Here is a 26,119-nt window from a genome sequence, read left to right as displayed (position 1 = left end):
CTTAGGGTTATGCCATGCGCTGCGTGCTGTGGGACCGGTCGTAGCCGAAGGCGTAGACCGGGAACCTGCCGCTTGTTAGGGCCCGCTTTGGTGAACCCGGGCTAGTGCCTACTGCGCATCAAAGGCCACGCCATTCTTGTGAGCGCTGTCCGGCCCCATCAGGTACAGGTAGGCTGGCATGATCTGTTCAGGCGTAGGCACGCGGTCGGGGTTTTCGTCCGGGTACGCCTCGGCACGCATCTGGGTGCGCGTGCCGCCGGGGTTCAAGCTGTTGGCGCGGATGAGCGAGCTGCCAGCGGATTCGTCAGCCAGGGTTTGCATAAGCCCTTCAGTGGCGAACTTGGACACCGCGTACGCGCCCCACTGAGCCCTGCCTTTGCGCCCCACGCTGCTGGACGTGAAAATCACCGAGGCATCGGTAGAGCGATGCAGCAGCGGCAGCAGGGCACGGGTCAGCATGAAGGTGGCGGTCACATTGACCCGCATCACCTGGGCAAATTCGGCATCAGGGGTTTCATCCAGCGTAGCGCGGGGGCCGAGTATCGAGGCATTGTGCAGCAAGCCGTCAAGCCGCCCGAAGCGGTCGTCCAATTGCACCTCAAGCTTCTCATAGTCGGCTGTCGTGGCAGTTTCCAGGTTCAGTGTGTACACCATGGGCTCCAGGTGCCCGGCGGCGCGAATCTGGTTGGCAACCGTTTCCAGGTTCGAACGGGTCTTGCCCAGCAAAATGACCTGCCCGCCATGTGCGGCATAGGCCATGGCTGCCGCTGCACCGATGCCTCGCCCCGCACCTGTGACCAGTATCACTCGGTCCGCCAGCAGGTCTGGTGCTGCCTGATACGTGAACATTACACCTCTCCTTACGGTAGGTGGGGCGGTCAGCAGCTGCAGAGCGCGCGATCGAGCAGGTCGCGCAGTTCCCATGCATCGCTTACCACAGCGTCCGCGCCCCAATGGTCAGGGTTGTCATCTGGGTGAATATAGCCGTAACGCACTGCGACCGTTTTGGTCCCCGCCTCCCGGCCTGATTCGATATCACGCAGGTCATCACCCACGAACAGTACCCGCGACGGGTCCAGGCCCAAGGTGGTGCACGCCAGCATGAGCGGTTCCGGGTCCGGTTTTGCATGAGTGACGTGGTCCGGGCAGATAAGCACACGGGAACGTTGTGCCAGGTTCAATTGCGCCATGATGGGCGCTGCGAACCGCACCGGCTTGTTGGTCACCACACCCCAGGCCAGGCCAGCCTTTTCGATATCGCCCAGCAGCTCGGCCATGCCATCGTACAGGCGAGTGTGAACCGCACAAGCGTTCTGGTAGCGCTCCAGGAACTCCAGGCGCAGGGCCTCGAATTCGGGTGCCTGCACTGGAAGGCCGAAGAGGGCGCTGACCATGGCACGCGCCCCGCCAGAGACCACGTCGCGCACTACCTGGTCGTTCACGGGAGGCAGGCCCCGATGGGCAAGCATGGCCTGGCCCACAGCAATGAAGTCAGGGGCGGTATCGAGCAACGTCCCGTCCATGTCGAACAACACAGCGTCCAGGCGCATGATCAGGCCTCCCGAACGGTCTGGATCATGTAGTTGACGTCCACGTCCGAGGCCAGCTTGTAGTGCTTGGTCAGTGGGTTGTAGGTCAAACCGATCATGTCTTTCACACGCAGGCTGGCGTCGCGGCTCCAGCTGCCCAGCTCGGAAGGGCGGATGAATTTCTTGAAATCATGGGTGCCACGGGGCAGCAGCTTCATGATGTATTCGGCGCCGATGATGGCAAACAGGTAGGCTTTGGGGTTGCGGTTGATGGTGGAGAAAAATACCTGCCCACCTGGCTTGACCAGGCGCGCGCACGCGCGGATCACGGACGAGGGGTCTGGGACGTGCTCAAGCATTTCCAGGCAGGTGACCACGTCATACTCGCCTGGGGCTTCGAGGGCCATGGCTTCGGCGGTGATTTGCCGGTAGTCCACCTCCACACCGGACTCAAGCTGATGCAGGCGCGCCACAGCCAGCGGGGTTTCCCCCATGTCAATACCGGTAACCGTCGCGCCGCGCAGGGCCATGGCTTCGCTGAGAATACCGCCACCGCAGCCTACATCCAGTACTTTCTTGCCGGCCAACGGTGCGCGTTCGTCAATCCAGTTCACGCGCAGCGGGTTGATCTCATGAAGTGGCTTGAACTCGCTTTCGCGGTCCCACCAGCGGTGGGCGAGGGCTTCGAATTTGGCGATTTCAGCGTGGTCGACGTTGCTCATGGGCAGTCCTTGGGGCAAATAGGAAAAAAATGGGCAGCCTGTTCAATGGGCCTCGCCCTCTGCAATACGTTCACCCCACGCACGGGCGCGGGCGACAAGCTCGCCCTCGTCGAACCCGGTGAGCTGGCCGTCTTGCAGCAAAGGTTTACCGGCGACCCAGACGTGCTTTACGCAGTGCCGGTCCGCGGCATAAATCAATTGGGACACAGGGTTGTAGACCGGCTGAGTCGCCAGCCCGGACAGGTCCACGGCGACGATGTCAGCCGCCTTGCCCACTTCCAGCGAGCCGATGCACGCATCCAGGCCCAGCGCGCGGGCGCCATTGAGCGTGGCCATGCGCAAGGCCCTGTGGGCATCCACGGCTGTGGCACTGCCCGCCACGGCTTTGGCCAGGAGCGCTGCAGTACGGGTTTCGGACAGCAGGCACAGGTCGTTGTTGCTAGCCGCGCCGTCCGTACCGATGGCCACGTTCACCCCGGCCTGCCATAACCGCTCTACCGGGCAGAAACCGCTGGCCAGCTTGAGGTTGGATTCGGGGCAATGCACCACGCTGCAGTTGTTTTCCACCAGCAGGGCCAAGTCCTCGTCGCTCACCTGGGTCATGTGAACGGCCTGGAAGCGCGGGCCCAGCATGCCAAGGCGCGCCAACCGCGCCAGCGGCCGCTCGCCAGTGGTTTCCGTGGCCTGCTGCACCTCGAAAGCCGTTTCGTGAACGTGCATCTGCACTGGGATATCCAGCTGGTCGGCAAGCACCTGCACCTTGAGCAGGTTGTCGTCGCCTACCGTATAGGGAGCATGAGGCCCGAAGGCCAGGGTGATGCGCGGGTGCTCGCGCAGGGCGTCGTGCAAGGCGATGCCCTCGCGAATGGCGTCGTCGCTGCTTCGGGCGCCTGGGATAGGAAAGTCCAGTACCGGGATGGAGATCTGGGCGCGCAGCCCCGCTTCGTGTACACGGTCTGCCGCCACGGTAGGGAAGAAGTACATGTCCGCAAAGCAGGTAATGCCGCCTTTTATCTGCTCGGCAATGGCCAGGTCCACACCATCCTGAATGAAGGCTTCATCCACCCATCGGCCCTCGGCGGGCCAGATATGGTCTTGCAGCCAGCTCATCAGCGGCAGGTCATCAGCCAGGCCACGGAACAGGCTCATGGCGGCATGCCCATGGGCGTTGACCAGGCCGGGGGTAAGCACGCAGCCTGGCAGCTCGATCACCTCTACGGCTGAGCGGGCAATGCCGTCGGCGCGAGGCCCTAGAAAGTCGATCACTCCGTCGCGGATACCCAGCGCGTAATCCTTGAACACCACGCCTGCCGGTTCAACTGGCACGAGCCAGGTTGGCAGCAGCAAAAGGTCGAGGGTAGGGGCAGGGGGCATGGGCAGCTTCCGATAGGAGGAACACGTGGCCGAAGTATACCCGAGCGTGTTTCCTGGGGGGGCGGTATAATCGGCGGTTTTGAATGCTTGAGTGAGGTACGGCATGCGCGATCGACTGTTGGCAGCTGAGAAGGTAAAGGCGATCGATTGGCGTGATGGTGCCTTGTTCCTGCTCGACCAGCGCCTGTTGCCGGCCTCTGAAACCTGGCTGCGCTACACCGATGCGGCCGGTGTGGCCGAGGCCATTCGCAGCATGGTGGTGCGTGGCGCCCCGGCTATCGGCATCGCCGCCGCCTATGGGGTAGCCCTGTCGGCAGCACGCCGGCTCGAAGCCGGTGGCGACTGGCACGCCGCCGTGTCCGCCGACATGGCGCTGCTCGCGGCTTCCCGCCCCACGGCCGTGAACCTGTTCTGGGCGCTCAACCGTATGCGTGAGCGCTTGGCCCGGCTGCGTAGCGGTGAATCGCCCGTGGCCGCGCTGGAAGCAGAGGCAGCGGATATCCATGAAAGTGACCGTGAGGCCAACCTGACCATGGCCCAACTGGGTGTGGACATGATCCGCAAGCACCAGGGCAATGTTCAAGCCTTGCTCACCCATTGCAATACGGGTGCGCTGGCCACGGGCGGGTTTGGTACTGCACTGGGCGTGATCCGGGGTGCCTGGATCGAGGGCATGATAGAGCGCGTATATGTTGACGAAACCCGCCCCTGGTTGCAGGGGTCGCGCCTTACGGCCTGGGAACTGGCCAATGAGGGCATACCGGTCACGCTAAATGCCGACTCGGCTGCGGCCCACATCATGAAAACCAAGGGCATTACCTGGGTGATTGTGGGCGCCGACCGTATTACGGCCAACGGCGACGTGGCCAACAAGATCGGCACCTACCAACTGGCTGTGAATGCCATGCACCACGGCGTGCGCTTCATGGTGGTGGCGCCTAGCTCTACCATCGACATGAGCTTGGCGACCGGTGACGACATTCCCATCGAAGAGCGTGCTGGCAGCGAATTGCTGGAAGTCGGCGGCGTGCGGTTTGGCGCGGATGTGGAAGCCTTCAACCCAGTGTTTGATGTAACCCCCGCCGACCTCATCGATGTGATTGTGACGGAAAAGGGCGTCGTGGAGCGGCCTGATACTGCCAAGATGAGCCAGCTCATGTGCCGCAAGCGGCTGCACTAATAACGTCCCTTTGTGTGTAGGGCCCCTGTGGGAGCCGGCAAAGCCGGCGAACAGGGTTTACGAAGGTTGTGACGACTGCCGCAGCCCCTACGCGCCGCTCTGAGCGTTTTTCGGGGAATACGTGTCTCCTCCAAAGCCCCGCGGGGGATAGGCCCCTGACGCGCCTTGTGGTAAGATCCAGCGCTTTCAGGGCGGCCATTTCCATAGGCGCCGCCCGCTGTTTGTGAGGCGCACGTCGTCAGGTAGATTGCTGGCCAAATGCTGGCTCGGCTGAGTTTCATCACATTAAGGAATAAGGCTTCTCATGGGCGAACTGGCCAAAGAAATCCTACCGGTCAATATCGAAGACGAACTGCGGCAGTCCTACCTCGACTACGCCATGAGCGTAATCGTGGGGCGCGCCCTGCCGGACGCCCGCGACGGGTTGAAGCCGGTGCACCGCCGGGTGCTCTTCGCCATGAGCGAGCTGGGCAACGATTGGAACAAGCCTTACAAGAAATCGGCCCGTGTCGTGGGTGATGTGATCGGTAAGTACCACCCTCACGGCGATACGGCGGTGTACGACACCATCGTGCGCATGGCCCAGCCGTTCTCGCTGCGCTACCTGCTGGTAGACGGCCAAGGCAACTTCGGTTCGGTGGACGGCGACAACGCGGCGGCCATGCGATACACCGAAGTGCGCATGACCAAGCTGGCCCATGAACTGCTGGCCGACCTGCACAAGGAAACCGTGGACTGGGTGCCCAACTATGATGGCACCGAGCAGATCCCGGCAGTCATGCCAACCCGCATCCCTAACCTGCTGGTCAACGGTTCCAGCGGTATCGCGGTCGGCATGGCCACCAACATTCCGCCCCACAACCTGGGTGAAGTGCTCGACGGCTGCCTGGCTGTCATCGACAACCCGGACGTGACCATCGACGAACTGATGCAGCACATCCCAGGGCCGGACTTCCCCACAGCAGCCATCATCAATGGCCGTCAAGGCATCATCGAAGCCTACCGCACTGGCCGTGGTCGCATTTACATGCGTGCCCGCTCCACGGTGGAAGACATCGACAAGGTGGGTGGCCGCCAGCAGATCGTAGTCACCGAGCTGCCTTATCAGCTGAACAAGGCACGCCTGATCGAGAAAATTGCCGAGCTGGTGAAGGAGAAGAAGCTCGAAGGCATCACCGAGCTGCGTGACGAGTCCGACAAGGACGGTATGCGCATCGTGATCGAGCTGCGCCGTGGCGAAGTCCCGGAGGTGATCCTCAACAACCTGTACGCCCAAACCCAGCTGCAGGCCGTGTTCGGCATCAACATCGTGGCTTTGATCGACGGCCGCCCGCGCGTGCTGAACCTCAAGGACCTGCTCGAAGCGTTCGTGCGCCACCGCCGCGAGGTGGTCACCCGCCGTACCGTGTTCGAGCTGCGCAAGGCGCGCGAGCGTGGACATATCCTCGAAGGGCAGGCCGTTGCCCTGTCCAACATCGACCCCGTCATTGCCATGATCAAGGCGTCCCCTACGCCTTCCGAGGCCAAGGAGGCACTGGTGTCCACGGGGTGGGCGTCCTCTGCCGTGATGACCATGGTCGAGCGTGCTGGCGCCGATGCCTGCCGGCCGGAGAACCTGGACCCGCAGTATGGCATGCGCGACGGCAAGTACTTCCTGTCGCCGGAACAGGCCCAGGCTATCCTGGACCTACGCCTGCACCGCCTGACCGGCCTTGAGCACGAGAAGCTGCTGGCCGAGTACCAGGAAATTCTCAACCAGATCGGCGAACTGATCCGCATCCTCAACAGCGCCGAGCGCCTGATGGAAGTGATCCGCGAAGAGCTGGAACTCATTCGTGCCGAATATGGCGATGTACGCCGCACCGAGATCCTGGACGCACGCCTGGACCTCACCCTGGGTGACATGATCCCCGAAGAGCACCGCGTGGTGACCATCTCCCACGGCGGCTACGCCAAAACCCAACCGCTGGCGGCCTATCAGGCGCAGCGTCGCGGCGGTAAGGGCAAGTCCGCCACGGGTGTGAAGGACGAGGACTACATCTCCCACCTGCTGGTTGCCAACAGCCACACCACGCTCATGCTCTTCTCCAGCAAAGGCAAGGTGTACTGGCTCAAGACTTACGAAATTCCCGAAGCCTCCCGTGCCGCCCGTGGCCGCCCGCTGGTGAACCTGTTGCCGCTGAGCGAAGGCGAGTACATCACCACCATGCTGCCGGTGGAGGAGTACACCGAGGGCCACTTCATTTTCATGGCCACCGCCAACGGCACCGTGAAGAAAGTGCCGCTGCCTCAGTTCAGCCGTCAGCGCAGCGTAGGCCTGATCGCGCTGGAGCTGGATGAAGGCGACGTCCTGATCTCCGCCTCCATCACCGATGGCCAGCGCGAAGTGATGCTGTTCTCCGACGCAGGCAAGGTAACCCGCTTCAACGAGGCAGATGTGCGCCCCATGGGCCGTACCGCCCGCGGCGTTCGCGGCATGCGCCTGGCCGAAGGCCAACGCTTGATCTCCATGATCATTCCTGAAGAAGGCAGCCAGATCCTCACGGCCTCTGAGCGCGGTTATGGCAAGCGTACGGCGATTGCCGAGTTCCCTCAGTACAACCGTGGCGGCCAGGGCGTGATCGCCATGGTCAGCAACGACCGTAATGGCCGCCTGGTAGGCGCCGTGCAGGTGCTTGAGGGCGAGGAAATCATGCTGATTTCCGACCAGGGCACCCTGGTACGTACCCGTGTCGGTGAAGTCTCCAGCCTGGGCCGCAACACTCAGGGTGTAACCCTCATCAAGCTAGCCACCGATGAGAAACTGGTAGGCCTTGAGCGTGTACAGGAGCCTTCCGAGGAAGAGGTAGAGCTGTTCGAAAGCGAAGACGCGCTGGCGCAGAGCATGGTCGAGGAGCTGATCGACGCGCCGGAAGACGGCGTCGAAACCCCGGCCGATGAGCTGGGCGACACCGGCGATGCACCGCTGGACGACGAGTAACAGGTTACACAGGCAGCCGGGTGCTTGAGCGCCCGGCGATGCAAGGCATATCCCTTTTGTAGAGCGAGAGTGACGTGAGCAACCGAGCCTTTAACTTCTGCGCAGGCCCTGCCGCGCTGCCTGAAGCCGTTTTGAAGCGCGCCCAGGCGGAGATGCTCGACTGGCATGGCAAAGGCCTTTCCATCATGGAAATGAGCCACCGCAGCGAAGACTACACGGCCGTTGCACAAAAGGCCGAACAAGACCTGCGCGACCTGCTGTCCATCCCCTCGAATTACAAGGTGCTCTTTCTGCAAGGCGGTGCCAGCCAGCAGTTTTCGGTGATTCCGCTCAACCTGTTGCCTGAAGGCGGCGTAGCGGACTACATCGACACCGGCATCTGGTCGCGCAAGGCCATCGACGAAGCCCGGCGCTATGGGGCAGTCAACGTGGCCGCCAGTGCCAAAGGCCTGGATTACCTGGACCTTCCTGCACAAGACAACTGGCAGCTCACCCAGGGTGCCGCCTACGTTCACTATGCCAGCAACGAAACCATTGGCGGGCTGGAATTCCATTCAGTGCCACAGGCCGAGGCGCCTTTGGTAGTGGACATGTCTTCGGACATCCTTTCGCGGCCTATCAATGTGGCGGACTACGGCATGATCTATGCCGGCGCCCAGAAGAACATCGGCCCCAGTGGTTTGGTAGTCGTCATCATTCGTGAGGACCTGCTCGGCAACGCCCGGGCCATCTGCCCCACCATGCTGGACTACAAGGTGGCGGCGGATAACCACTCCATGTACAACACGCCAGCGACCTATTCCTGGTACCTCTCTGGCCTGGTGTTCGAGTGGCTGAAAGAGCAGGGCGGGGTAACGGTGATGGAGCAGCGCAACCGGCTCAAGAAGGACCGCCTCTACGGGTTCCTCGACAGCAGCGCCTTCTACAGCAACCCCATCGCACCGGCGGCTCGGTCGTGGATGAACGTGCCCTTCCGCCTGGCAGACGAGCGCTTGGACGCAGCCTTCCTGGCCGGTGCCGATGCGCGTGGCCTGTTGAACCTCAAGGGCCACCGTTCCGTCGGTGGTATGCGTGCTTCGATCTACAACGCCTTGGGGCAAGATGCCATTGAGGCGCTGATCGCTTACATGACCGAGTTCGAGAAGGAGCGCGCTTGATGACCGACACCAGCTCCGATCAGGCGCTCAAGGCACTGCGCCTGCGCATCGATAACCTTGACGAGAAAATCCTGGAGCTGATCAGCGACCGTGCCCGCTGTGCGCAGGAAGTGGCGCGGGTCAAGATGGCCACTTTGGCCGTGGGCGAAACGCCGGTGTTCTATCGTCCCGAGCGTGAGGCGCAGGTGCTCAAGCGCGTGATGGACCGCAACCAGGGGCCTCTGGGTGATGAAGAGATGGCGCGGCTGTTCCGCGAAATCATGTCCACCTGCCTGGCGCTGGAACAGCCGCTGAAAGTGGCCTACCTGGGCCCTGAAGGGACGTTTACCCAGGCCGCGGCGATGAAGCACTTCGGTCACGCCGTCATCAGCCAGCCCATGGCCGCTATCGACGAAGTGTTCCGTGAGGTGGTGGCCGGTGCGGTGAATTTCGGCGTGGTGCCGGTAGAGAACTCCACTGAAGGCGCGGTTAACCATACCCTCGACAGTTTCCTTGAGCATGACATGGTCATTTGCGGGGAAGTGGAGCTGCGCATTCACCACCACCTGCTGATTGGCCCTAATACCAAGACAGACAGTATTTCGCGCATCTACTCCCATGCCCAGTCCCTGGCCCAGTGCCGCAAATGGCTGGATGCCCATTACCCCAACGTGGAGCGTGTTGCGGTGTCCAGCAACGCCGAAGCGGCCAAGCGGTTAAAAGGGGAGTGGAACTCCGCTGCCATCGCCGGTGACATGGCGGCGACGCTTTACGGGCTCGAGCGCCTGGCCGAGAAAATCGAAGACCGGCCCGACAACGCAACCCGTTTCCTGATTATCGGGAATCAGGAAGTGCCGCCTACCGGTGACGACAAAACGTCTGTCATCGTGTCCATGCAGAACAAGCCAGGCGCGTTGCACGAGTTGCTGATGCCCTTCCATGAAAACCACATCGATCTCACCCGCATCGAGACGCGGCCTTCTCGCAGCGGCAAGTGGACGTACGTGTTCTTCATCGATTTCGTAGGCCATCACCGGGATCCGCTGATCAAGGCGGTGCTGGAGCAGATCAGCAACGAATCCGTAGCGCTGAAAATACTGGGCTCCTATCCAAAGGCTGTGCTCTGACTCCCTTGCACCTGCGGTCGCCTGCCGGCCGCACTGTACAACCCGGCATGCAGTACCGTTATCGATGTGCCCGTGCCTTTGCGGACCTTTTCCATGTTGAATGAACACTCCACCGGCCGTGCGCCATTGATTGGCCGCCTGGTGGTGGTCGGCCTGGGCCTTATTGGTGGCTCGTTTGCCAAAGGGCTTCGTGCCAGCGGCTGCTGTGCCGAAGTGGTGGGGGTAGACCTGAACCCTGTGTCCCGGGCACGGGCCGTGGAGCTGGGCGTAACGGATCGCTGTGTGGCGTCGTTGAGCGAAGCCTGTATCGGGGCCGATGTCATCCAGTTGGCCGTGCCCATCCTGGCCATGGAGCGGGTGCTGGCCATGCTGGCCGAGCTGGACCTTGGCAATGCAATCATCACGGACGTGGGGAGCGCCAAAGGCAACATCGTGCGTGCTGCCCGGGTGGCATTGCCGTCTCACCTGCACCGCCTTGTACCGGGCCACCCCATTGCAGGCTCCGAGCAGAGCGGGGTGGAAGCGTCCAACAGCGCCTTGTTCCAGCGCCATAAGGTGATTCTCACGCCACTGGCTGAAACCGAGCCTGCAGCGCTGAGCGTTATCGATGCACTCTGGCGGGCGCTAGGGGCGGACGTGGAACACATGAATGTTGAGCGCCACGATGAAGTGCTGGCGGCTACCAGTCACTTGCCTCACTTGCTGGCCTTCAACCTTGTGGACTCGCTGGCTCGCCGCGACGAGAGCCTGGAGATTTTCCGCTACGCCGCCGGGGGATTCCGTGACTTCACCCGTATCGCTGGCAGTGACCCGGTCATGTGGCATGACATCTTCCTGGCGAATCGTGACGCCGTGCTTCGCCAGCTGGACGCCTACCGGGCCGACCTGGACGCATTGCGCGAGGCGGTGAGCCAGCGTGACAGCGATGAGCTGCTGAGAACGTTCACGCAGGCACGTGCCGCCCGCGAGCATTTTGGCGAGATCCTTGCCCAGCGCGCCAGGAGCAAGCCGTATCAAGGTGGAGAGTGAGCCTGATTGCAGGGTCGCCTGTAACACCAATCGGGTATCATGCCTGCCGGTAGCCAATGGCATGGGATGCTCGTTTTTTCATTTCAGCCTTCCCAGTGGCCAGGCGCCCGGGAATGCACGGGTCAAAGAGGGTCAGTTGTGAATTTTCAAGCTCCGGTCATTACCATCGATGGGCCCAGTGGCTCAGGCAAGGGCACCGTTGCCAGCAAGCTGGCAGAGAAGCTGGGCTGGAACCTCCTGGACTCCGGCGCGCTCTATCGCCTGCTGGCGTTTGCCGCCACCAATCATGGCGTGGCCTTGAGCAACGAGGCGTCCCTGGTGCTGCTGGCCAAGCACTTGGACGTGCAGTTCGTCGCGGCAACCGATCATCGGCTGGACCGTATCATCCTTGAAGGGGATGATGTGTCACAGGCCATTCGCAATGAGCAGGTGGGCGCCGGCGCTTCCCAAGTGGCTGCCATTCCTGCGGTGCGTGAGGCTCTGCTGGAGCGCCAGAAGGCGTTCCGAGAGCATCCTGGCCTTATCGCAGATGGGCGGGACATGGGTACTGTGGTGTTTCCAGATGCGCCACTCAAGGTGTTTCTTACCGCTAGCGCGGACGAACGCGCACGTCGCCGTTACTTGCAGTTGAAGGCAAAGGGCGATGATGTTAGTCTGGCGAGTCTGTTGGATGAGATACGTGTGCGCGACGAACGCGACACGCAACGGGCAGTGGCACCGCTCAAACCGGCTGCCGATGCCATACAGCTCGACTCTACCGAGCTGTCTATCGAACAGGTGCTCGACAAAATCATGAGCGAGGTCGCACAACGCGATCTCGCCTGACCCGGAAAACCCAAGGGGTTCCAGCGTAAGCGGCGATGGCCGCTGCCCCTGAAGGTTTTCCTTATTCAAACGCAGCCCACGTTAACTGGATCGTGGTTGTGGGCCGGCCTCCGGCTCAATCTACAGGAATTAAAATGAGCGAAAGCTTTGCAGAACTTTTTGAAGAAAGCCTGAAAACCCTCAACCTTCAGCCTGGCGCTATCATCACCGGTACTGTTGTCGACATCGACGGCGACTGGGTGACTGTACACGCTGGCCTGAAGTCCGAGGGCGTCATCCCGCTCGAGCAGTTCTTCAACGAAGCTGGCGAGCTGACCATCAAGGTCGGTGACGAAGTTCACGTCGCGCTGGACGCGGTGGAAGATGGCTTTGGCGAAACCAAGCTGTCCCGTGAAAAAGCCAAGCGCGCCGAGTGCTGGATCGTTCTGGAAGCTGCCTTCGCTGCCGAAGAAGTGGTCAAGGGCGTCATCAACGGCAAGGTCAAGGGTGGTTTCACCGTCGACGTCAACGGTATCCGTGCGTTCCTGCCGGGTTCGCTGGTCGACGTGCGTCCAGTACGCGACACCACTCACCTGGAAGGCAAAGAGCTCGAGTTCAAGGTCATCAAGCTCGACCAGAAGCGCAACAACGTTGTCGTTTCCCGTCGTAGCGTCCTGGAAGCCGAGAACAGCGCCGAGCGCGAAGCGCTGCTGGAATCGCTGCAGGAAGGCCAGCAGGTCAAGGGTATCGTCAAGAACCTCACCGACTACGGCGCATTCGTGGACCTGGGTGGCGTGGACGGCCTGCTGCACATCACCGACATGGCCTGGAAGCGTATCAAGCATCCTTCGGAAATCGTCAACGTTGGCGACGAGATCGACGTCAAGGTTCTGAAGTACGATCGCGAGCGTAACCGTGTATCCCTGGGCCTCAAGCAACTGGGCGAAGACCCATGGGTTGCTATCAAGGCACGTTACCCAGAAGGTACCCGCGTGAATGCACGCGTTACCAACCTGACCGACTACGGCTGCTTCGCAGAGCTGGAAGAAGGCGTGGAAGGCCTGGTACACGTTTCCGAAATGGACTGGACCAACAAGAACATCCACCCGTCCAAAGTCGTTCAAGTCGGCGACGAAGTGGAAGTCATGGTTCTGGACATCGACGAAGAGCGTCGTCGTATCTCCCTGGGCATCAAGCAGTGCAAGTCCAACCCATGGGAAGACTTCTCTGGCCACTTCAACAAGGGCGACAAGATCTCCGGCACCATCAAGTCGATCACCGATTTCGGTATCTTCATTGGTCTGGATGGCGGCATCGACGGCCTCGTTCACCTGTCCGACATCTCCTGGAACGAAGCTGGCGAAGAAGCCGTACGCCGCTTCAAGAAGGGCGACGAGCTGGAAACCGTTATCCTGTCCGTTGACCCAGAGCGTGAGCGCATCTCGCTGGGCATCAAGCAGATGGAAGACGATCCGTTCTCCAACTACGTTGCTGTCAACGACAAGGGCGCTATCGTCCGCGGTATCGTTAAAGAAGTTGACGCCAAGGGCGCTGTAATCACCCTGGCCGATGACATCGAAGCCACACTGAAAGCCTCTGAAATCAGCCGTGACCGCGTTGAAGACGCGCGCAACGTGCTGAAAGAAGGCGAAGAAGTCGAAGCTAAGATCATCAGCGTCGACCGTAAGTCTCGCGTTATTCAGCTGTCCGTGAAGTCCAAGGACGTTGAAGACGAGAAAGAAGCAATCCAGAGCCTGCGCGAGAAGCCAAGCTCTGAAAGCGCCGGCCCGACCACCCTGGGTGATCTGCTCCGCGCTCAAATGGAAAAGCAGAACTGAGTTCTGTTAACCATTGAATGAAGAGGGGTGGCTTCGGCCACCCCTTTTTTTTGTCTATGGAAAACGAACGGCTGGCTAACTAAAACGAACATTCGTCCCACCAGGGGATAATTGGAATATTCCGACATTGCCCAAAGCGGATTGCTTCAGCGAGTGACGTTTCGATATCAGGGAGGATAGAATATCGTCAGTACGCCAACCGACTGGGTCGTCGCCAGCGGTAATGGAAGACAATTTATAACGGGATGGAAATTAACGTGCAGATCATCATTCCAATGTCTGGTTTTGGAGAGCGCTTTCGTCGTGCTGGATACTCGGTTCCGAAGCCAATGATCGAAATCGAGGGAAAACCAATTGTTGCTCATGTCATTGATATGTTCCCAGGCGAGACGGATTTTATTTTTATCTGCAATCAGGACCACCTTAATCATCCTGAATACCGCATGGCTTAGATCCTTGAGCAATACTGTCCAACGGGGCGGATAGTTGGTATAGAGCCGCATAAATTGGGCCCAGTGCATGCAGTGTTGCAGGTCCTTCCTCTAGTCGAGCGCAATAAGCCAGTGGTAGTGAATTACTGCGACTTTACGTGCTTTTGGGACTGGGAAAATTTCAAAAGTTTTGCTGCCGAAACGGCAGCGGTTGGCATTATTCCGGCTTACAAAGGGTTCCACCCCCACACACTAGGTACGACCAACTATGCGTACTTGCGTGAGCAGGATGGGTGGGCTAAGGATATTCAAGAGAAACAACCCTACACCGATAACAGGATGGAAGAGTACGCGTCCAGTGGGACTTACTACTTCGCCACGGGTGAATTAATGCTGGAAGCGTTCACTGCAACGGTAGCCCAAGGCCTAAGTTTGAATGGTGAGTATTATGTTAGCTTGACCTACCATGCTCTCTTCCAGAAAAAACTACCGGTCGCCGTTTACCCCTTGCAGCACTTCATGCAGTGGGGTACGCCTGGAGATGTAGCCGAGTATAATGAATGGTCTACTATCTTTAAAAGGCTCCTACAGAATGATTTGGAACAAGAGCGTTCCGGCTATCTGGTAGTGCCAATGGCGGGCCTAGGCCAACGTTTTTCCAGGGAAGGGTACAGGTTAACGAAGCCGTTGATTCCAGTATCGGGACGGCCGATGGTATTACAGGCTACCCACGATCTGCCACCTGCTCGACAAGCGTCCTATGTGCTACGTGCGGATATGCCGGAGCTGGATTCGATATCCATGCAATTGCAAGCCGAATACCCAAGCGCGTTGATCACTACGGTGCCGGCTGTAACAGAAGGCCAGGCCTGTACGGCACTAATAGGCCTGAATGAGCTAGCCAAGCAATTAGGAGAGGAGACACTAGAGCAAGTGACTTTTGGAGCATGTGACAATGGGGCTCTCTATAACCAGCAAGCCTTTCAAGCTTTGGCAAATGATCCGGATGTAGACGTTATAGTGTGGGGGGTTCGGCAGCATGCAAATGCCGTTCGCCACCCTCATATGTACGGTTGGATTAACGCTGTTGATAACGATGTAAAGGCTATATCAGTAAAATTTCCTCTTGAACAGCCAGAACTTGATCCTATAGTCATTGGTACATTCACTTTTCGGCGCAGTTCTGATTTTGTCCACGCTGTAAAGTCACTCATTTCAAGGGATGGTCGCGTAAATGGGGAGTTCTATATTGACTCCTGTATCAACGATGCGCTAGCACTTGGCTTAAAATGTAAGTTGTTTGAAGTTGACAATTTCATCTCTTGGGGCACGCCCAACGACTTGAAAACGTTTGAATATTGGCAATCGTGCTTCCATAAATGGACAGGGCACCCGTATCAGCTGGAGCAAGATAGTCGCGTGTCTCGCACAGCTATTGCGGAGCTCCAAGAGCGCTATGCGGCACTGGTACCCGCTCCCTTAATGGCTAAAGCATGATAAGGCGGGAATTGGGCTTGTTTTTGCTGATTGGCTCGCTGACGGTAGTCATAGACTTCCTTGCATACAAGGGGCTGCTTGCAGTTTCCATGGTGCCGGTGGGCGTCGCGAAGACGACTGGTTTCATTGCTGGAACCATTTTCTCTTATTGCGCAAATAAGGTATGGACGTTCGGGCATGCCAATCATGTACGTGGAAGTGTATGGCGATTCGCTGTGTTATATATTGTAACACTTTTAGTAAATGTGAATGTCAATAGCTTTTTTCTGGAAGAATTCGCGGGCATGAGGCTGACTATTGTTGCGGCATTTTTGGTTGCGACAGGGGTAACAGCAGTGCTGAATTTTCTGGGTATGAAATTCTTTGTTTTTTCCTCGTTCTATAATAAGGGCCCACAGTGAAATACTCTTTGGTGATACCGTGTTATAACGAAGCAAAAAATATTCCTCTATTGCTTGAAAGATGTTCCTTGCTTGTTCAAGAAGCAGATATAGAGATAGTTATAGTCGATAATGGATCGTCTGATAATTCAGCATCATTACTTGAAGAGCTTTTGCCTAACTATGAAAGGTGCCGCAGTGTAAGAGTGCCAGTCAACAAAGGCTACGGGTATGGGATTTTAGAAGGTCTGAGATCTGCAAATGGGCAGATAATAGGTTGGACCCATGCCGACCTTCAGACTGACCCTTGCGATGTACTAAACGCTATAGAAATATTCGAAAATAGCGCATCGCCCCTCTTTGTCAAAGGCAAGCGTTATGGCAGGCCAGCAGCGGATGTAATTTTTACTATAGGGATGAGTGCGTTTGAGACAATTCTCTTGCAGCGCCCGTTCTGGGATATTAATGCACAGCCAACGCTTTTTCCAAAGAGTTTCTTCCTGAACTGGGATGAGGCGCCACATGACTTCTCGTTGGACCTATATGCTTACTATAAAAGTAAAGACTGTGGCCTCGAAACTCGGCGGTTTGATGTCAGGTTCGGCGAAAGAGCGCATGGCGTATCTCACTGGAATGTGAATTGGCAAGCAAAGCTAAAATTTATACGAAGAACGGTGGGTTTTAGTCTTCAGTTAAGGAAAGGGTTGAATAAGTGGAAATAATATCGCATCGCCGCAACCTGCTGGAACAACTTGTTTCAACGCCCACCAACTATGGAGTTGAGGTAGACATAAGAAGCCAAGGCGATGAGCTTATTATTCATCATGATCCTCTGGTGGAAGGTGGAAGTTTCAATGAATGGGTTGCAGCGTACCGTCACGGCACCTTGATTCTGAATGTAAAAGAAGAAGGGTTGGAAGCTAAGCTCATAGAGGTAATGGCTGTGCATGGCATCCAGGACTATTTTTTCCTCGATCAGTCCTTTCCTTTTCTTGTCAGGTGGGCAAACAAAGGAGAGCGCCGGTGTGCCGTTCGCGTCTCCGAGTTCGAATCAGTAGAAACCGCACTGGCCTTGGCAGGAAAAATCGATTGGGTATGGGTTGATTGCTTCACACGTTTTCCACTTACAGCGGAAGATGCGCAGCGGTTGCAGTTGGGTGGTTTCAAGCTTTGCCTCGTGTCTCCTGAACTGCAGGGCCGCGATGCGGAGTCAGAGATTAGTAAGTTAAAAGCTGAGCTGGAAACGCTTAAGATAATGCCAGAAGCTGTATGTACAAAGCGGCCCGATCTGTGGGAGCGAAATTGAGCCCAGATTAAAAGTTTTTTTTCAAATCCATTGTTTATACTCGGGCTGATGATCCGCATAGCATTGATCGTTAGGGTAATACCAACATCAACACTGACATGGTATGCGCCTTTCTTGGAGTCTAGTCTGACCGGGATGAGTCTGGATCCTTGGTCAGATTGGTTATACCAAGGCGGTGCAGCTTCCGCATTCCCATATGGCTATGTTATGTGGCTGGTTCTATTGCCTGCTAGTATGCTATGCAAAGCAATGTCTGTGCCTCTCAGCTATGGCTATAGTGTGACTTTGCTGGTAGCTGATGTTGTGATGCTTGTATTTCTTAGAAAGTACCTTTCTTCGCGCGATCGGCTACTACTCATTACCTACTGGCTGTCGCCTATAGTAATAGCAGCAACCTATGCTCTCGGTTTCAATGACCTTATTCCAATGGTCTTCCTTGTAGCAGCCTTTTACTGCCTCAGGAAAATGCGTTTGCTATGGTGCGGCTTCTTATGCACTGCGGCAATATCTGCCAAACTGAGCATGGTTATAGCGATTCCTTTTTTCCTGATTTATCTTTTGCATAATCAAAATTTAAAACAGTTTTTGCAGTTCTATCTCAAAGGTTTGGTATTAGGATCAGGCTTGCTGTTATTACCATTCGTGTTGGTGTCCAGCGGCGGTTTGTACATGCTGCTGAATAACCCTGAAATTGGCAAGATATATCAGCTTGCTTTGGATTTAGGAGGAGGGTCGAAACTCTGTTTGGTGCCTCTGGCTTATTGTTTAATGTTTTATGCAACCTGGCGTGTCAAGCGGCTGAACTTTGAATTGTTCAGTGCTACTCTAGGAATGGCTTTTTTATTAGTGGTGATTCTTACTCCAGTGTCGCCGGGCTGGTTTATTTGGGCCATGCCACTTCTTGTATCTTATCAGTTGCAAAGCGATCGTTTTGCTTTTGTGCTGGTAGGGCTGTTTACCATGGTCTATTTGTCATGCAGCCTGCTTCTCAGTCCCCAGGTTATTGCGACGATGGATATCCTGAGGCACTGGATACCCTTCGTACCCCAATCTGTTGAAAAAAATACATTGTCTATTTTGCAAACGATGCTGGTCGCCCTGGGTATAATATTAGCGTTCAGGGTATGGCGAGAAACTGTTATCAGAAATGATTTCTTCCGTCTGAGTCGGAGGCCCTTCGTGTTGGGAATAGCGGGAGACTCCGGGGCTGGTAAAGATACTTTCTCTGACGCAATGCGTGATTTGTTCGGACGGCATTCGGTGGCTACGATCTCTGGAGACGATTACCATTTATGGGATCGACAGAAACCAATGTGGCAAGTAATGACCCACCTGAATCCCATGGCAAACGATTTGGATGCCTTTACCCATGATCTTGTATCTCTAACCGATGGCAAGGGTATCCAGTCGCGTCATTATGATCACAGTACTGGAAAAATGAGCAGGCCTTTTGGAATAAGAAGTAATGACTTCATCATTGCTAGCGGCTTACACGCGCTGTATTCACCTATCATGCGTCAATGTTACAGCTTGAAAGTATATTTGGATATCGATGAAGATTTAAGACGTTTTCTAAAGATTCGTAGAGACGTCCAGCATCGCGGGCACTCGCTGGAAAAGGTGCTGGCTTCATTCAAACGGCGGGAAGCGGATTCAGCGAAATTTATCTGGCCTCAGGCTTCGCATGCTGATTTGATTTTTAGCGTGCAACCTATCCATCCAAGTGTTCTGGAGGATGGCGGCCATCACCCTCTGCGCCTTAAACTATTAGCACGTTCTCGTCATGGGTATAACGCTGTTTTGCTGACCCGTATTCTGATCGGCGTCTGTGGCTTGCACGTAGACATGGCTGAGGAGGCTGATGGTACAGAAGTAGCGCTTACGATAGAGGGTGAGCCAACAGCGGATGATATTCAGATGGCTGTAAAAATGATATGCCCCAGCCTATCTGAATTCCTGGACTTTTATCCGAAATGGGAAGGTGGAGTGCTGGGGCTGATGCAGCTTATTACTCTCTCTCATGTCAACCAAGCATTGAAGAAGCGATTCATTTGATGAAGATATTTAACCCCTCACTTTTCGATCGTTTGCCTGATGCAATATTGTTTGATACCGACAATACACTGTATCCCTATGATCCAGCTCACGCTGCAGCTCAAAAAGCAGTCCGGGATAAAGCGGTAGCAACCTTTTCAATCACGGCTGAACAGTTTGATGTGGCATTCAAAGAAGCGAGGGATCAGGTCAAAAACCGTTTAAACGGAACAGCTTCATCCCACAGCCGACTGTTATATTTGCAAAGAATGCTGGAAAACCTTGGGCTTGGTTCACAGATATTGCTCGTGCTGGATTTTGAGCAAACCTACTGGCGTACCTTTTTAAATCATGCAATTTTATTCGATAATGTCAAGGAGCTCTTGGACGATATTAGGTTGCTAGGTATACCTACTGCCATAGTGACCGATTTAACTGCACAAATTCAGTTCCGTAAAGTTGTTTATTTCGGTCTCGATAACTACTTCGATTATATTGTAACAAGTGAAGAAGCCGGGTTCGACAAGCCTCACGCGGCACCTTTTACTATCGCTCTTGAAAAGATGCGTCCAAAAGGTAACTGTATTTGGATGGTGGGAGATAATCCGATTAATGATATTCGTGGTGGGCGTGAAAAAATAAACGCTGTAACCTTACAAAAGATTCATTCTGGAACAGCTTTAGGAGTTGGCACAGATGCTCCAGATGCTGCTTTTGAGAATTTTAAGTCACTTCGTACTTTACTTGCGAAACTAGGGCAGGAAAAATGAACGAAAATCATGCAGGTTTAGGGCTTGAAGTTATTCAGTATTCTGCGCAAGTCGGAGCAGATCCGTTACTTGTCCAAGGCGCGGGTGGTAACGTCTCATGGAAAATTGATAATTCGCTTTGGATAAAGGCTTCAGGCACTTGGCTGGCAGATGCAGTGCGCGATAACATTTTTGTAGAAGTTGATCTTAATCAGTTGCGAGATGAGCTTGATTCAAAAAATTTTGCTGCAGTTCCTCATATAAGGAATGGCTCAATCCTAAAACCTTCCATTGAAACCCTCCTTCATGCTCTCATGCCTCATCCTGTTGTAGCACATTTGCACGCCATCGACGTCCTGTCGCACTTGGTACGCAAAGATTGTGATAACACGATTGCATCAAAGCTAAATGAATTGTGCTCCTGGTCGGTCGTAGAGTATCAAAAGCCTGGTGCACTGTTAGCTGAGGCAGTGGCTGACGCATTGGCTGAAAATCCCAAAGCCGATGTAGTTTTCATGAAAAACCACGGTTTAGTCATAGGGGGAAGTACTCCAGGTGAAATATCTAGCCTGCTTAAGACAGTAAGTTCAGCTCTGAAGTGCGAGATTACCCTTGATGTAGATTTATTAAGCAGAAAGCCGTCTGCCGCGATTCATCCTCAGTACAGGGCTGTCGACGACCCCAAAATTCATCAACTCGCTATCCAAGATTCACTTTTCTGTAGGCTGCATAAAGATTGGGCGTTATATCCTGATCATGTTGTCTTCCTAGGTGCCAGAGCTTACGTATACGATTCATGGGATGATTTTGATCAGTTTGAACAGCTTCCTGAATTGATATTTATTAGAAACAGTGGTGTTTACGCTAAGCAATATTTAAATAAAGCCAAATCTGCTCAATTGCGTTGTTATTATGATGTGCTAAGCAGGCAATGCCCATCGCAGCAACTGGTTTCGTTAGATTGCGATGATATTCGTAATTTGCTTAGCTGGGATGCAGAGCAATACCGTATGCAATTTGCGAAATAATGGATAGACATATGCGACAGAATGTACATGAGGCTTTAAAAGGCTATAGTGAAAGAATCCTTGGACCGGTGATTAGCGACACCATACTAGGCGAGCATAAAGGCCTGCCTAAATTTCTGTTCTTTTTTGTAGTCATCTTGTATTTTGTGTACATGTGTTTGATGCAAGGACATCTCATGTTCGCCGGTGAGATGTGGGCCGAAATGGCTACGAACTATTTTGCTGTATCCAAAGATGGCAATCTATTTCAAAAATTCTTTGAGCTTGATTCAGGTTATATTCCACTGTTGCCTAGAATCATTGCCTTTGCTGGGGACGCGATAGGGTTTCCCGCTGCTTCCATGCCTTATTTCTACACTTGGACGTCAGTGTTGCTAACGGGTTGTATAGTCGGTGCATTTTGTCTTCGACCGTTCAGAGCTGTTGTCCCAAATGACATATTACGATTTTTTTGCGCATTAATTATTTTGCTGGTTGCGGACTATGAAACTCGGACATTTATAAATTTTACCTATTTCGGCATATTTCTTATTTCGGTTGTTACTGCTCTTTCATTGTCTGATAGTAATCGCGATGTGCCTAGGTGGTGCTGGCTCATATGTTTCCTGATTCTATCCAAGCCGGCTATTGTAGCTGTTGTTCCCTCTCTTATACTGGCTGCCATATTTGCCAAGCGTAGGTTTAGACTTGTTGCTACGGCCTCGATTATGCTTTGTTGTATCCAGCTTATACAAATGGTACATAGCCACGCAAACGGGGGGTTTGTTACACAGATTAACTATTCTAGTTTTCAAAAAATAGATGCTGGGTTTCGTTATTCATTAGGGTTTTTAGGGGGTATGCTTTCTGGTAAGAAAGTCGCGGCAGAATATTATCCCCCGCTCATATACGGCTCAATTGCACTTTTCATGATTCTCCTGACTTTTTGCTTAGTGCGACGCAGATCTAATTCGTTACTCATTATCGGTCTTGGCTTGCTGCTAATGAATTTCATGCTTAACGCTTTCGCTCTAAGTAGTCAGTGGAACGTTAATATGGAAAATTTGCCGGGTGTCCCGCTATATCGACATACTATTGTTGGTTTTTTCGGAACAACACTAATCGTGACAGGATGGATATCTACAGTGTTCGCAGCAGATTGTCCAAAGTTTCCGTTTCTAATATCTTGGCTTAAGCCTCTAGTTCTGGCACTTTGGTTCTTTGTCTCTGGATGGGCTGCCTTTTCGGTAAACGTCAACAAGGCTGTAAATCCGTTTGCCTTTAATAATTCAAAGTGGCAAGAAATGTCTTCAGCTATCGATTCTGGAGCGCCAGTATGCGTTCCGATAGATCCGCTAGGTTGGCAGTTCCTTCGTGGATGTACGGATTTTACCCCTAACATATCTTGGGTAGCCCAATTTGATTATGAGAAAATATTAGAGCCTGGGGTATTCATACCTATAACAATGCCGCAGTCTGTTTCTGACAGAACAGTCATGTCGGTTGGTGTGCTTTTAAAACCACAGTCTATAAGTAAGTCGACCGTTCAAGTTACTTTGGTCTTTCAGCTCAAATCGGGCGCTAAGGTTTTCTACTCTGGCCAATCTGAATTACCTCCTAGCGGTGGTTTGATTTTGTTAGCTGGGGATAAGTCGATTAGCGCGCAAGAGGTTCAGTCAGTCCAGTTGATGTCTTCCCAGCCCATACGATTGGCATCTATAAAGGATGATAGAAATACGCTCGCCGTTTCTTGGTCGGGACGATAATAGCAGATTCCTGAAACTATGGAAGTTCACATATTAAATTGTGTGCTAGTAGACGGTTTGTAGGTGATGGCAAGTGTCCGGCTAGGGGCACTTGCTTAAGATTTCTACAGTTATTTCGGGTGCATTCGACGAAACGCATTCAAGGGACGTTTTCAGCAAAATTTCAAAAAAATTATTTGGCTATTGACGCTCATCTAGATTAGGAGCAGGTGTGTCTAATTTTAATAACTGTTAGCAAAGTCTTAGATTGTTTAAAAAGTTTTTGTGCGAAATCGGTGGCTTTTCCATTAATGGTATTATTGACTATTTTCTTTGCTATAAATCTTAGGGCTTGTATTTTCCATATTCTTTATTGACATCACGCTCACTCTATTTAGGTGTTCACTTTTTTACGCGTACCCGTATGCTTATCTCTCCTACTGAGCTTTTGTCGCGACGATGTGTACGTGTAACACCGCAGCGCCTGAGTCCCACGAGAAAGCCAAAAGTCAAGCTGTTCAAACCGTTCCAGCCATGCTACAACCTTCCTGCGGTTTCCTAGCTTCTTGATAAAGAAGGGAAAAACATGACGAAGTCCGAACTGATCGAACGCATAGTCACGCATCAGGGTCTGCTGTCGTCCAAGGACGTAGAGCTGGCTATCAAGACCATGCTTGAGCAAATGTCCCAGTCCCTGGCCACAGGGGACCGGATTGAGATTCGCGGCTTTGGCAGTTTTTCGCTGCACTACCGCTCTCCACGTGTGGGAAGAAATCCGAAAACCGGCCAGTCTGTGACGCTGGATGGCAAGTTCGTACCGCATTTCAAACCAGGTAAGGAATTGCGGGACCGTGTAAATGAAGACGAAGAGGGCGAAACCGCTTGAGTGCTGGAGGTAAGCCCGTGCGTAGCATCACGCGCCTGTTTCAGGTTGTGCTGGTTTTGATGGTGGCAGCGGCGTGCCTGCTGTTCGTGTTGGAGAATTCCCAAAAGGTAGCGTTGAGCTTCCTAGGGTTTGCAAGCCCTCAATGGCCTGTGTCTGCAATGGTATTGCTGGCATTACTGGCTGGGTTGGCAATTGGCCCACTGATAGGCTGGTTCATTGCAATCCGGGGGCGCCGTCGCCTGCGCCGGGCAGCGATCCGCCAAAAGGCTAATGTGCCCAGCATATAGAAGGTAGCCACTACGCCTTTCTTAAAGCGGCTCAAGGCCTGTCATGGCGGCCCTGAGGGCCTATCAGGCTAAAACTTAGGTCAGCGGCACATTACGATCATGCTCCGGCTTGTGTACCCGGCCGGGTTAAGCCCGAATGGATAGTCGGTAGCTTCCTCGCCTTCCTGGCTCGAGCGAGCCAGTACCCGATAGTCGCCGTTGCAGGCTTTTTCGGCTCGTTTGTAGCATTTGTTCCATGAGGACATCAGCCCAGAGCAGTTGATGTGCAGCCCCTTTTTCCCCTGCCGCACTTCGGATTGCGAATCCGACGCACATCCGCACAGTGCAACCAATGCTATCGCAACTAAAACACGTCTCATGCCCGTCCTTATTCTGGTTGGCCCCGGTACGTTGCCCGAGCCTTTCGGCTATGTGCTGATTCATGTCATGCCGTGCCGGCATTACCACCGGTTTTCGTAAACCTACCTCATACGTAACAGAAAGCGTAGAAAAGTTTGGTGACCATGGTATTGGGCCCACGCGGTTTAAGAGCTGAGCCTATAGTGATCCCTCGCATTTGCACGGCTAAATCCCCGCTCCAAAAGCTCGTCAGAGAATGCTCAACCGTGCCATTTCCTACAATCACTCATCACGGCGCCCACCAAGGGGTGACCGGCTCCTGTCACCAGTTGCATCTAAGCGAAGCCTGCAGCGTGCTGGTCGACTGCGGGCTGTTCCAAGGCAATGAAACAGCCTTGCATGGCAACGGCATCGAATTCGATATCGCTGGCATTTCCGCGCTGGTGGTGACCCACGTACACCTGGACCATGTGGGGCGTATTCCCTGGTTGCTGGCCGCAGGTTTCGACGGGCCTATCCTGTGCAGTGAGCCTTCTGCCCACCTGCTTCCTCTGATGCTGGAAGATGCGTTCCGGCTGATGGTGACCCGAGACCAGGCGCCTGTAGAGCGTTACATCCAAAGCGTGAAGCGCAGGATTGTTGCGCTGCCTTATGACCAATGGCACGTGCTCCCGGCCGCTGGCCCTTCCCAATGCCGCATTCGGTTGCAGCGGGCTGGGCATGTGCTGGGCTCGGCGTATGTAGAGTTCGATATTCGTGCCTCCGGTACGCTTGAAAGCCAGCGAGTGGTGTTTTCCGGGGACCTGGGCAGCGGCCGTTCGGCGCTGTTGCGGCCGCCGGTGTCACCGGAACGTGCGGATGTGCTGGTACTGGAAAGCACCTACGGTGACAGGGTGCATGGCGCACAGGAAAATCGGACAGCGCGGCTGGAAAGGCTTATCGAAAAGGCCTTGGAGGACCAAGGCACGGTGCTGATCCCGTCCTTTAGCCTGGGGCGTGCCCAGGAACTGCTGGCCGACATTGAAACCATTTTGCGCAACAAGGGCGTGGGCGGCTCTCCGGGCGCAAGAGGCGTAGTGGATTGGCCACAGCTGCCGGTGATTCTGGACTCCCCGTTGGCCAGCCGTATCACTCAGGCCTATAAGGAATTGCAGCCTCACTGGAACGAGGAGGCTCAAGGCCGCACACAGGCTGGGCGATCACCGTTGGCCTTTCCACAGCTAATTACCCTTGATAGCCATGAACAGCATCAGCGCACGGTCAATTACCTGGCCAGCACATTGCGCCCTGCGATCGTGATTGCTGGCAACGGCATGTGCTCCGCCGGCCGTATCGTCAATTACCTCAAAGCCATGCTGAGAAACCCTCGGCACAACGTGCTGTTCTCGGGGTACCAGGCCAAAGGCACACCGGGTGCCGTAATACAGGCCGCCGAAGGTGCGGAGGGCTTCCTGGGGATCGACCTGGATGGCGAGCGGTACGACATTCGCGCCGGCGTGGCCACCTTGGCAGGCTATTCCGCCCATGCAGACCAAGCCGGGTTGCTTGGCTTTGTGAAGGGAATCCCAGAGTCGCCCTGTGAGGTACGGCTGGTACACGGCGAAGCCAGGGCAAAAAATGGCCTGGCGCAGGCACTGGCGTCAGCGTACCCAAGCATGCGCGTGGTGACTCAACCCTGACCTGCGGCGGGTGCCAGATGAAAATAATCGAAGGTTTTTCACAACACACTCTATAATCGG

The 26,119-nt window shown here is 54.9% G+C and carries 23 protein-coding genes and 1 pseudogene; 19 read left to right on the top strand and 5 right to left on the bottom strand.

Translation table 11 applies throughout. The features are described 5' to 3' along the window. Positions 1-108: 108 nt before the first annotated feature. Genes HBH25_RS15035 through HBH25_RS15020 form a run of 4 tightly spaced genes read right to left on the bottom strand, consistent with a single transcriptional unit; the run spans position 109 to position 3,625 of the window. The gene (locus tag HBH25_RS15035; RefSeq protein WP_168084735.1) at positions 109-849 is read right to left on the bottom strand and encodes a YciK family oxidoreductase; all 741 of its coding nucleotides are present in this window, start codon (positions 847-849) and stop codon (positions 109-111) included. Between the two features lie 29 nt (positions 850-878). Further along, positions 879-1,550 carry an N-acetylmuramic acid 6-phosphate phosphatase MupP gene (mupP, locus tag HBH25_RS15030; protein WP_168084734.1) on the bottom strand — a complete coding sequence of 224 codons (672 nt, stop codon included), beginning with the start codon at positions 1,548-1,550 and terminating at the stop codon, positions 879-881. A gap of 2 nt (positions 1,551-1,552) precedes the next feature. Then, a complete protein-coding gene (gene ubiG / locus HBH25_RS15025) occupies positions 1,553-2,251 on the bottom strand; it encodes a bifunctional 2-polyprenyl-6-hydroxyphenol methylase/3-demethylubiquinol 3-O-methyltransferase UbiG (protein ID WP_168084733.1) in 699 nt (232 codons plus the stop codon). A gap of 42 nt (positions 2,252-2,293) precedes the next feature. Then, positions 2,294-3,625 (bottom strand): TRZ/ATZ family hydrolase, encoded by a 1,332-nt coding sequence (locus HBH25_RS15020; RefSeq protein WP_168084732.1) that lies wholly within the window; start codon positions 3,623-3,625, stop codon positions 2,294-2,296. 103 nt (positions 3,626-3,728) lie between these two features. On the opposite strand from HBH25_RS15020, the gene mtnA reads away from it, so the two are divergent. From mtnA to HBH25_RS14935, 18 genes and pseudogenes are all read left to right on the top strand, one after another. Beyond that, positions 3,729-4,805 carry an S-methyl-5-thioribose-1-phosphate isomerase gene (gene mtnA / locus HBH25_RS15015; RefSeq protein ID WP_168084731.1) on the top strand — a complete coding sequence of 359 codons (1,077 nt, stop codon included), beginning with the start codon at positions 3,729-3,731 and terminating at the stop codon, positions 4,803-4,805. Positions 4,806-5,109: 304 nt separating this feature from the next. Beyond that, on the top strand, positions 5,110-7,785 hold the full coding sequence (gene gyrA, locus HBH25_RS15010) for a DNA gyrase subunit A (protein ID WP_168084730.1): 2,676 nt from the start codon (positions 5,110-5,112) through the stop codon (positions 7,783-7,785). Between the two features lie 74 nt (positions 7,786-7,859). Then, positions 7,860-8,942, top strand: a complete 1,083-nt coding sequence (gene serC, locus HBH25_RS15005) for a 3-phosphoserine/phosphohydroxythreonine transaminase (protein WP_168084729.1) — start codon at positions 7,860-7,862, stop codon at positions 8,940-8,942. Then, on the top strand, positions 8,942-10,048 hold the full coding sequence (gene pheA, locus HBH25_RS15000; RefSeq protein WP_168084728.1) for a prephenate dehydratase: 1,107 nt from the start codon (positions 8,942-8,944) through the stop codon (positions 10,046-10,048). Before serC ends, pheA begins: the two co-directional genes overlap by 1 nt. 93 nt (positions 10,049-10,141) lie before the next feature. Further along, positions 10,142-11,047 (top strand): annotated as a pseudogene (locus HBH25_RS14995) (prephenate dehydrogenase/arogenate dehydrogenase family protein); the annotation flags it as partial. Positions 11,048-11,215: 168 nt separating this feature from the next. Then, a complete protein-coding gene (gene cmk / locus HBH25_RS14990; protein ID WP_324616899.1) occupies positions 11,216-11,902 on the top strand; it encodes a (d)CMP kinase in 687 nt (228 codons plus the stop codon). Positions 11,903-12,036: 134 nt separating this feature from the next. Beyond that, positions 12,037-13,719, top strand: a complete 1,683-nt coding sequence (rpsA, locus tag HBH25_RS14985) for a 30S ribosomal protein S1 (RefSeq protein WP_168084725.1) — start codon at positions 12,037-12,039, stop codon at positions 13,717-13,719. A 257-nt stretch (positions 13,720-13,976) separates the two neighbouring features. Beyond that, on the top strand, positions 13,977-14,171 hold the full coding sequence (locus HBH25_RS23095) for a glycosyltransferase family protein (RefSeq protein WP_218585499.1): 195 nt from the start codon (positions 13,977-13,979) through the stop codon (positions 14,169-14,171). Positions 14,172-14,243: 72 nt separating this feature from the next. Further along, positions 14,244-15,647 carry a glycosyltransferase family protein gene (locus HBH25_RS14980; protein ID WP_218585498.1) on the top strand — a complete coding sequence of 468 codons (1,404 nt, stop codon included), beginning with the start codon at positions 14,244-14,246 and terminating at the stop codon, positions 15,645-15,647. 17 nt (positions 15,648-15,664) lie between these two features. Beyond that, positions 15,665-16,048: a GtrA family protein gene (locus tag HBH25_RS14975; protein ID WP_168084724.1), complete on the top strand. Its 384-nt coding sequence runs from the start codon at positions 15,665-15,667 to the stop codon at positions 16,046-16,048. Beyond that, positions 16,045-16,749 (top strand): glycosyltransferase family 2 protein, encoded by a 705-nt coding sequence (locus HBH25_RS14970; RefSeq protein ID WP_168084723.1) that lies wholly within the window; start codon positions 16,045-16,047, stop codon positions 16,747-16,749. Before HBH25_RS14975 ends, HBH25_RS14970 begins: the two co-directional genes overlap by 4 nt. Then, positions 16,740-17,333: a phosphatidylinositol-specific phospholipase C/glycerophosphodiester phosphodiesterase family protein gene (locus tag HBH25_RS14965; protein WP_168084722.1), complete on the top strand. Its 594-nt coding sequence runs from the start codon at positions 16,740-16,742 to the stop codon at positions 17,331-17,333. Before HBH25_RS14970 ends, HBH25_RS14965 begins: the two co-directional genes overlap by 10 nt. Before the next feature lie 135 nt (positions 17,334-17,468). Continuing rightward, positions 17,469-19,388 (top strand): hypothetical protein, encoded by a 1,920-nt coding sequence (locus tag HBH25_RS14960; protein ID WP_218585497.1) that lies wholly within the window; start codon positions 17,469-17,471, stop codon positions 19,386-19,388. Then, positions 19,388-20,137: an HAD family hydrolase gene (locus HBH25_RS14955; RefSeq protein ID WP_168084720.1), complete on the top strand. Its 750-nt coding sequence runs from the start codon at positions 19,388-19,390 to the stop codon at positions 20,135-20,137. The genes HBH25_RS14960 and HBH25_RS14955 overlap by 1 nt, the downstream gene beginning before the upstream one ends. Continuing rightward, positions 20,134-21,144: a class II aldolase/adducin family protein gene (locus HBH25_RS14950; protein WP_168084719.1), complete on the top strand. Its 1,011-nt coding sequence runs from the start codon at positions 20,134-20,136 to the stop codon at positions 21,142-21,144. Before HBH25_RS14955 ends, HBH25_RS14950 begins: the two co-directional genes overlap by 4 nt. An 11-nt stretch (positions 21,145-21,155) precedes the next feature. After that, positions 21,156-22,889, top strand: a complete 1,734-nt coding sequence (locus tag HBH25_RS14945; RefSeq protein WP_168084718.1) for a hypothetical protein — start codon at positions 21,156-21,158, stop codon at positions 22,887-22,889. 565 nt (positions 22,890-23,454) lie between these two features. Further along, complete coding sequence (ihfB, locus tag HBH25_RS14940) at positions 23,455-23,754, top strand: integration host factor subunit beta (RefSeq protein WP_168084717.1); 300 nt, start codon at positions 23,455-23,457, stop codon at positions 23,752-23,754. A gap of 17 nt (positions 23,755-23,771) precedes the next feature. Next, positions 23,772-24,041, top strand: coding sequence for a lipopolysaccharide assembly protein LapA domain-containing protein (locus HBH25_RS14935; protein ID WP_168084716.1), 270 nt, complete (start codon positions 23,772-23,774; stop codon positions 24,039-24,041). A gap of 80 nt (positions 24,042-24,121) precedes the next feature. On the opposite strand, the gene HBH25_RS14930 is transcribed toward HBH25_RS14935, so the two are convergent. Further along, positions 24,122-24,400: a hypothetical protein gene (locus HBH25_RS14930; RefSeq protein WP_168084715.1), complete on the bottom strand. Its 279-nt coding sequence runs from the start codon at positions 24,398-24,400 to the stop codon at positions 24,122-24,124. Positions 24,401-24,646: 246 nt separating this feature from the next. Between HBH25_RS14930 and HBH25_RS14925 the strand changes: the two genes are divergently transcribed. After that, positions 24,647-26,059: an MBL fold metallo-hydrolase RNA specificity domain-containing protein gene (locus HBH25_RS14925; protein ID WP_168084714.1), complete on the top strand. Its 1,413-nt coding sequence runs from the start codon at positions 24,647-24,649 to the stop codon at positions 26,057-26,059. Positions 26,060-26,119 lie beyond the last annotated feature (60 nt).

Origin of the sequence: Pseudomonas quercus (genome assembly GCF_012033695.1) — a bacterium.
GTDB classification, from domain to species: domain Bacteria; phylum Pseudomonadota; class Gammaproteobacteria; order Pseudomonadales; family Pseudomonadaceae; genus Aquipseudomonas; species Aquipseudomonas quercus.
This window is presented reverse-complemented; position numbering and strand designations above follow the sequence as displayed.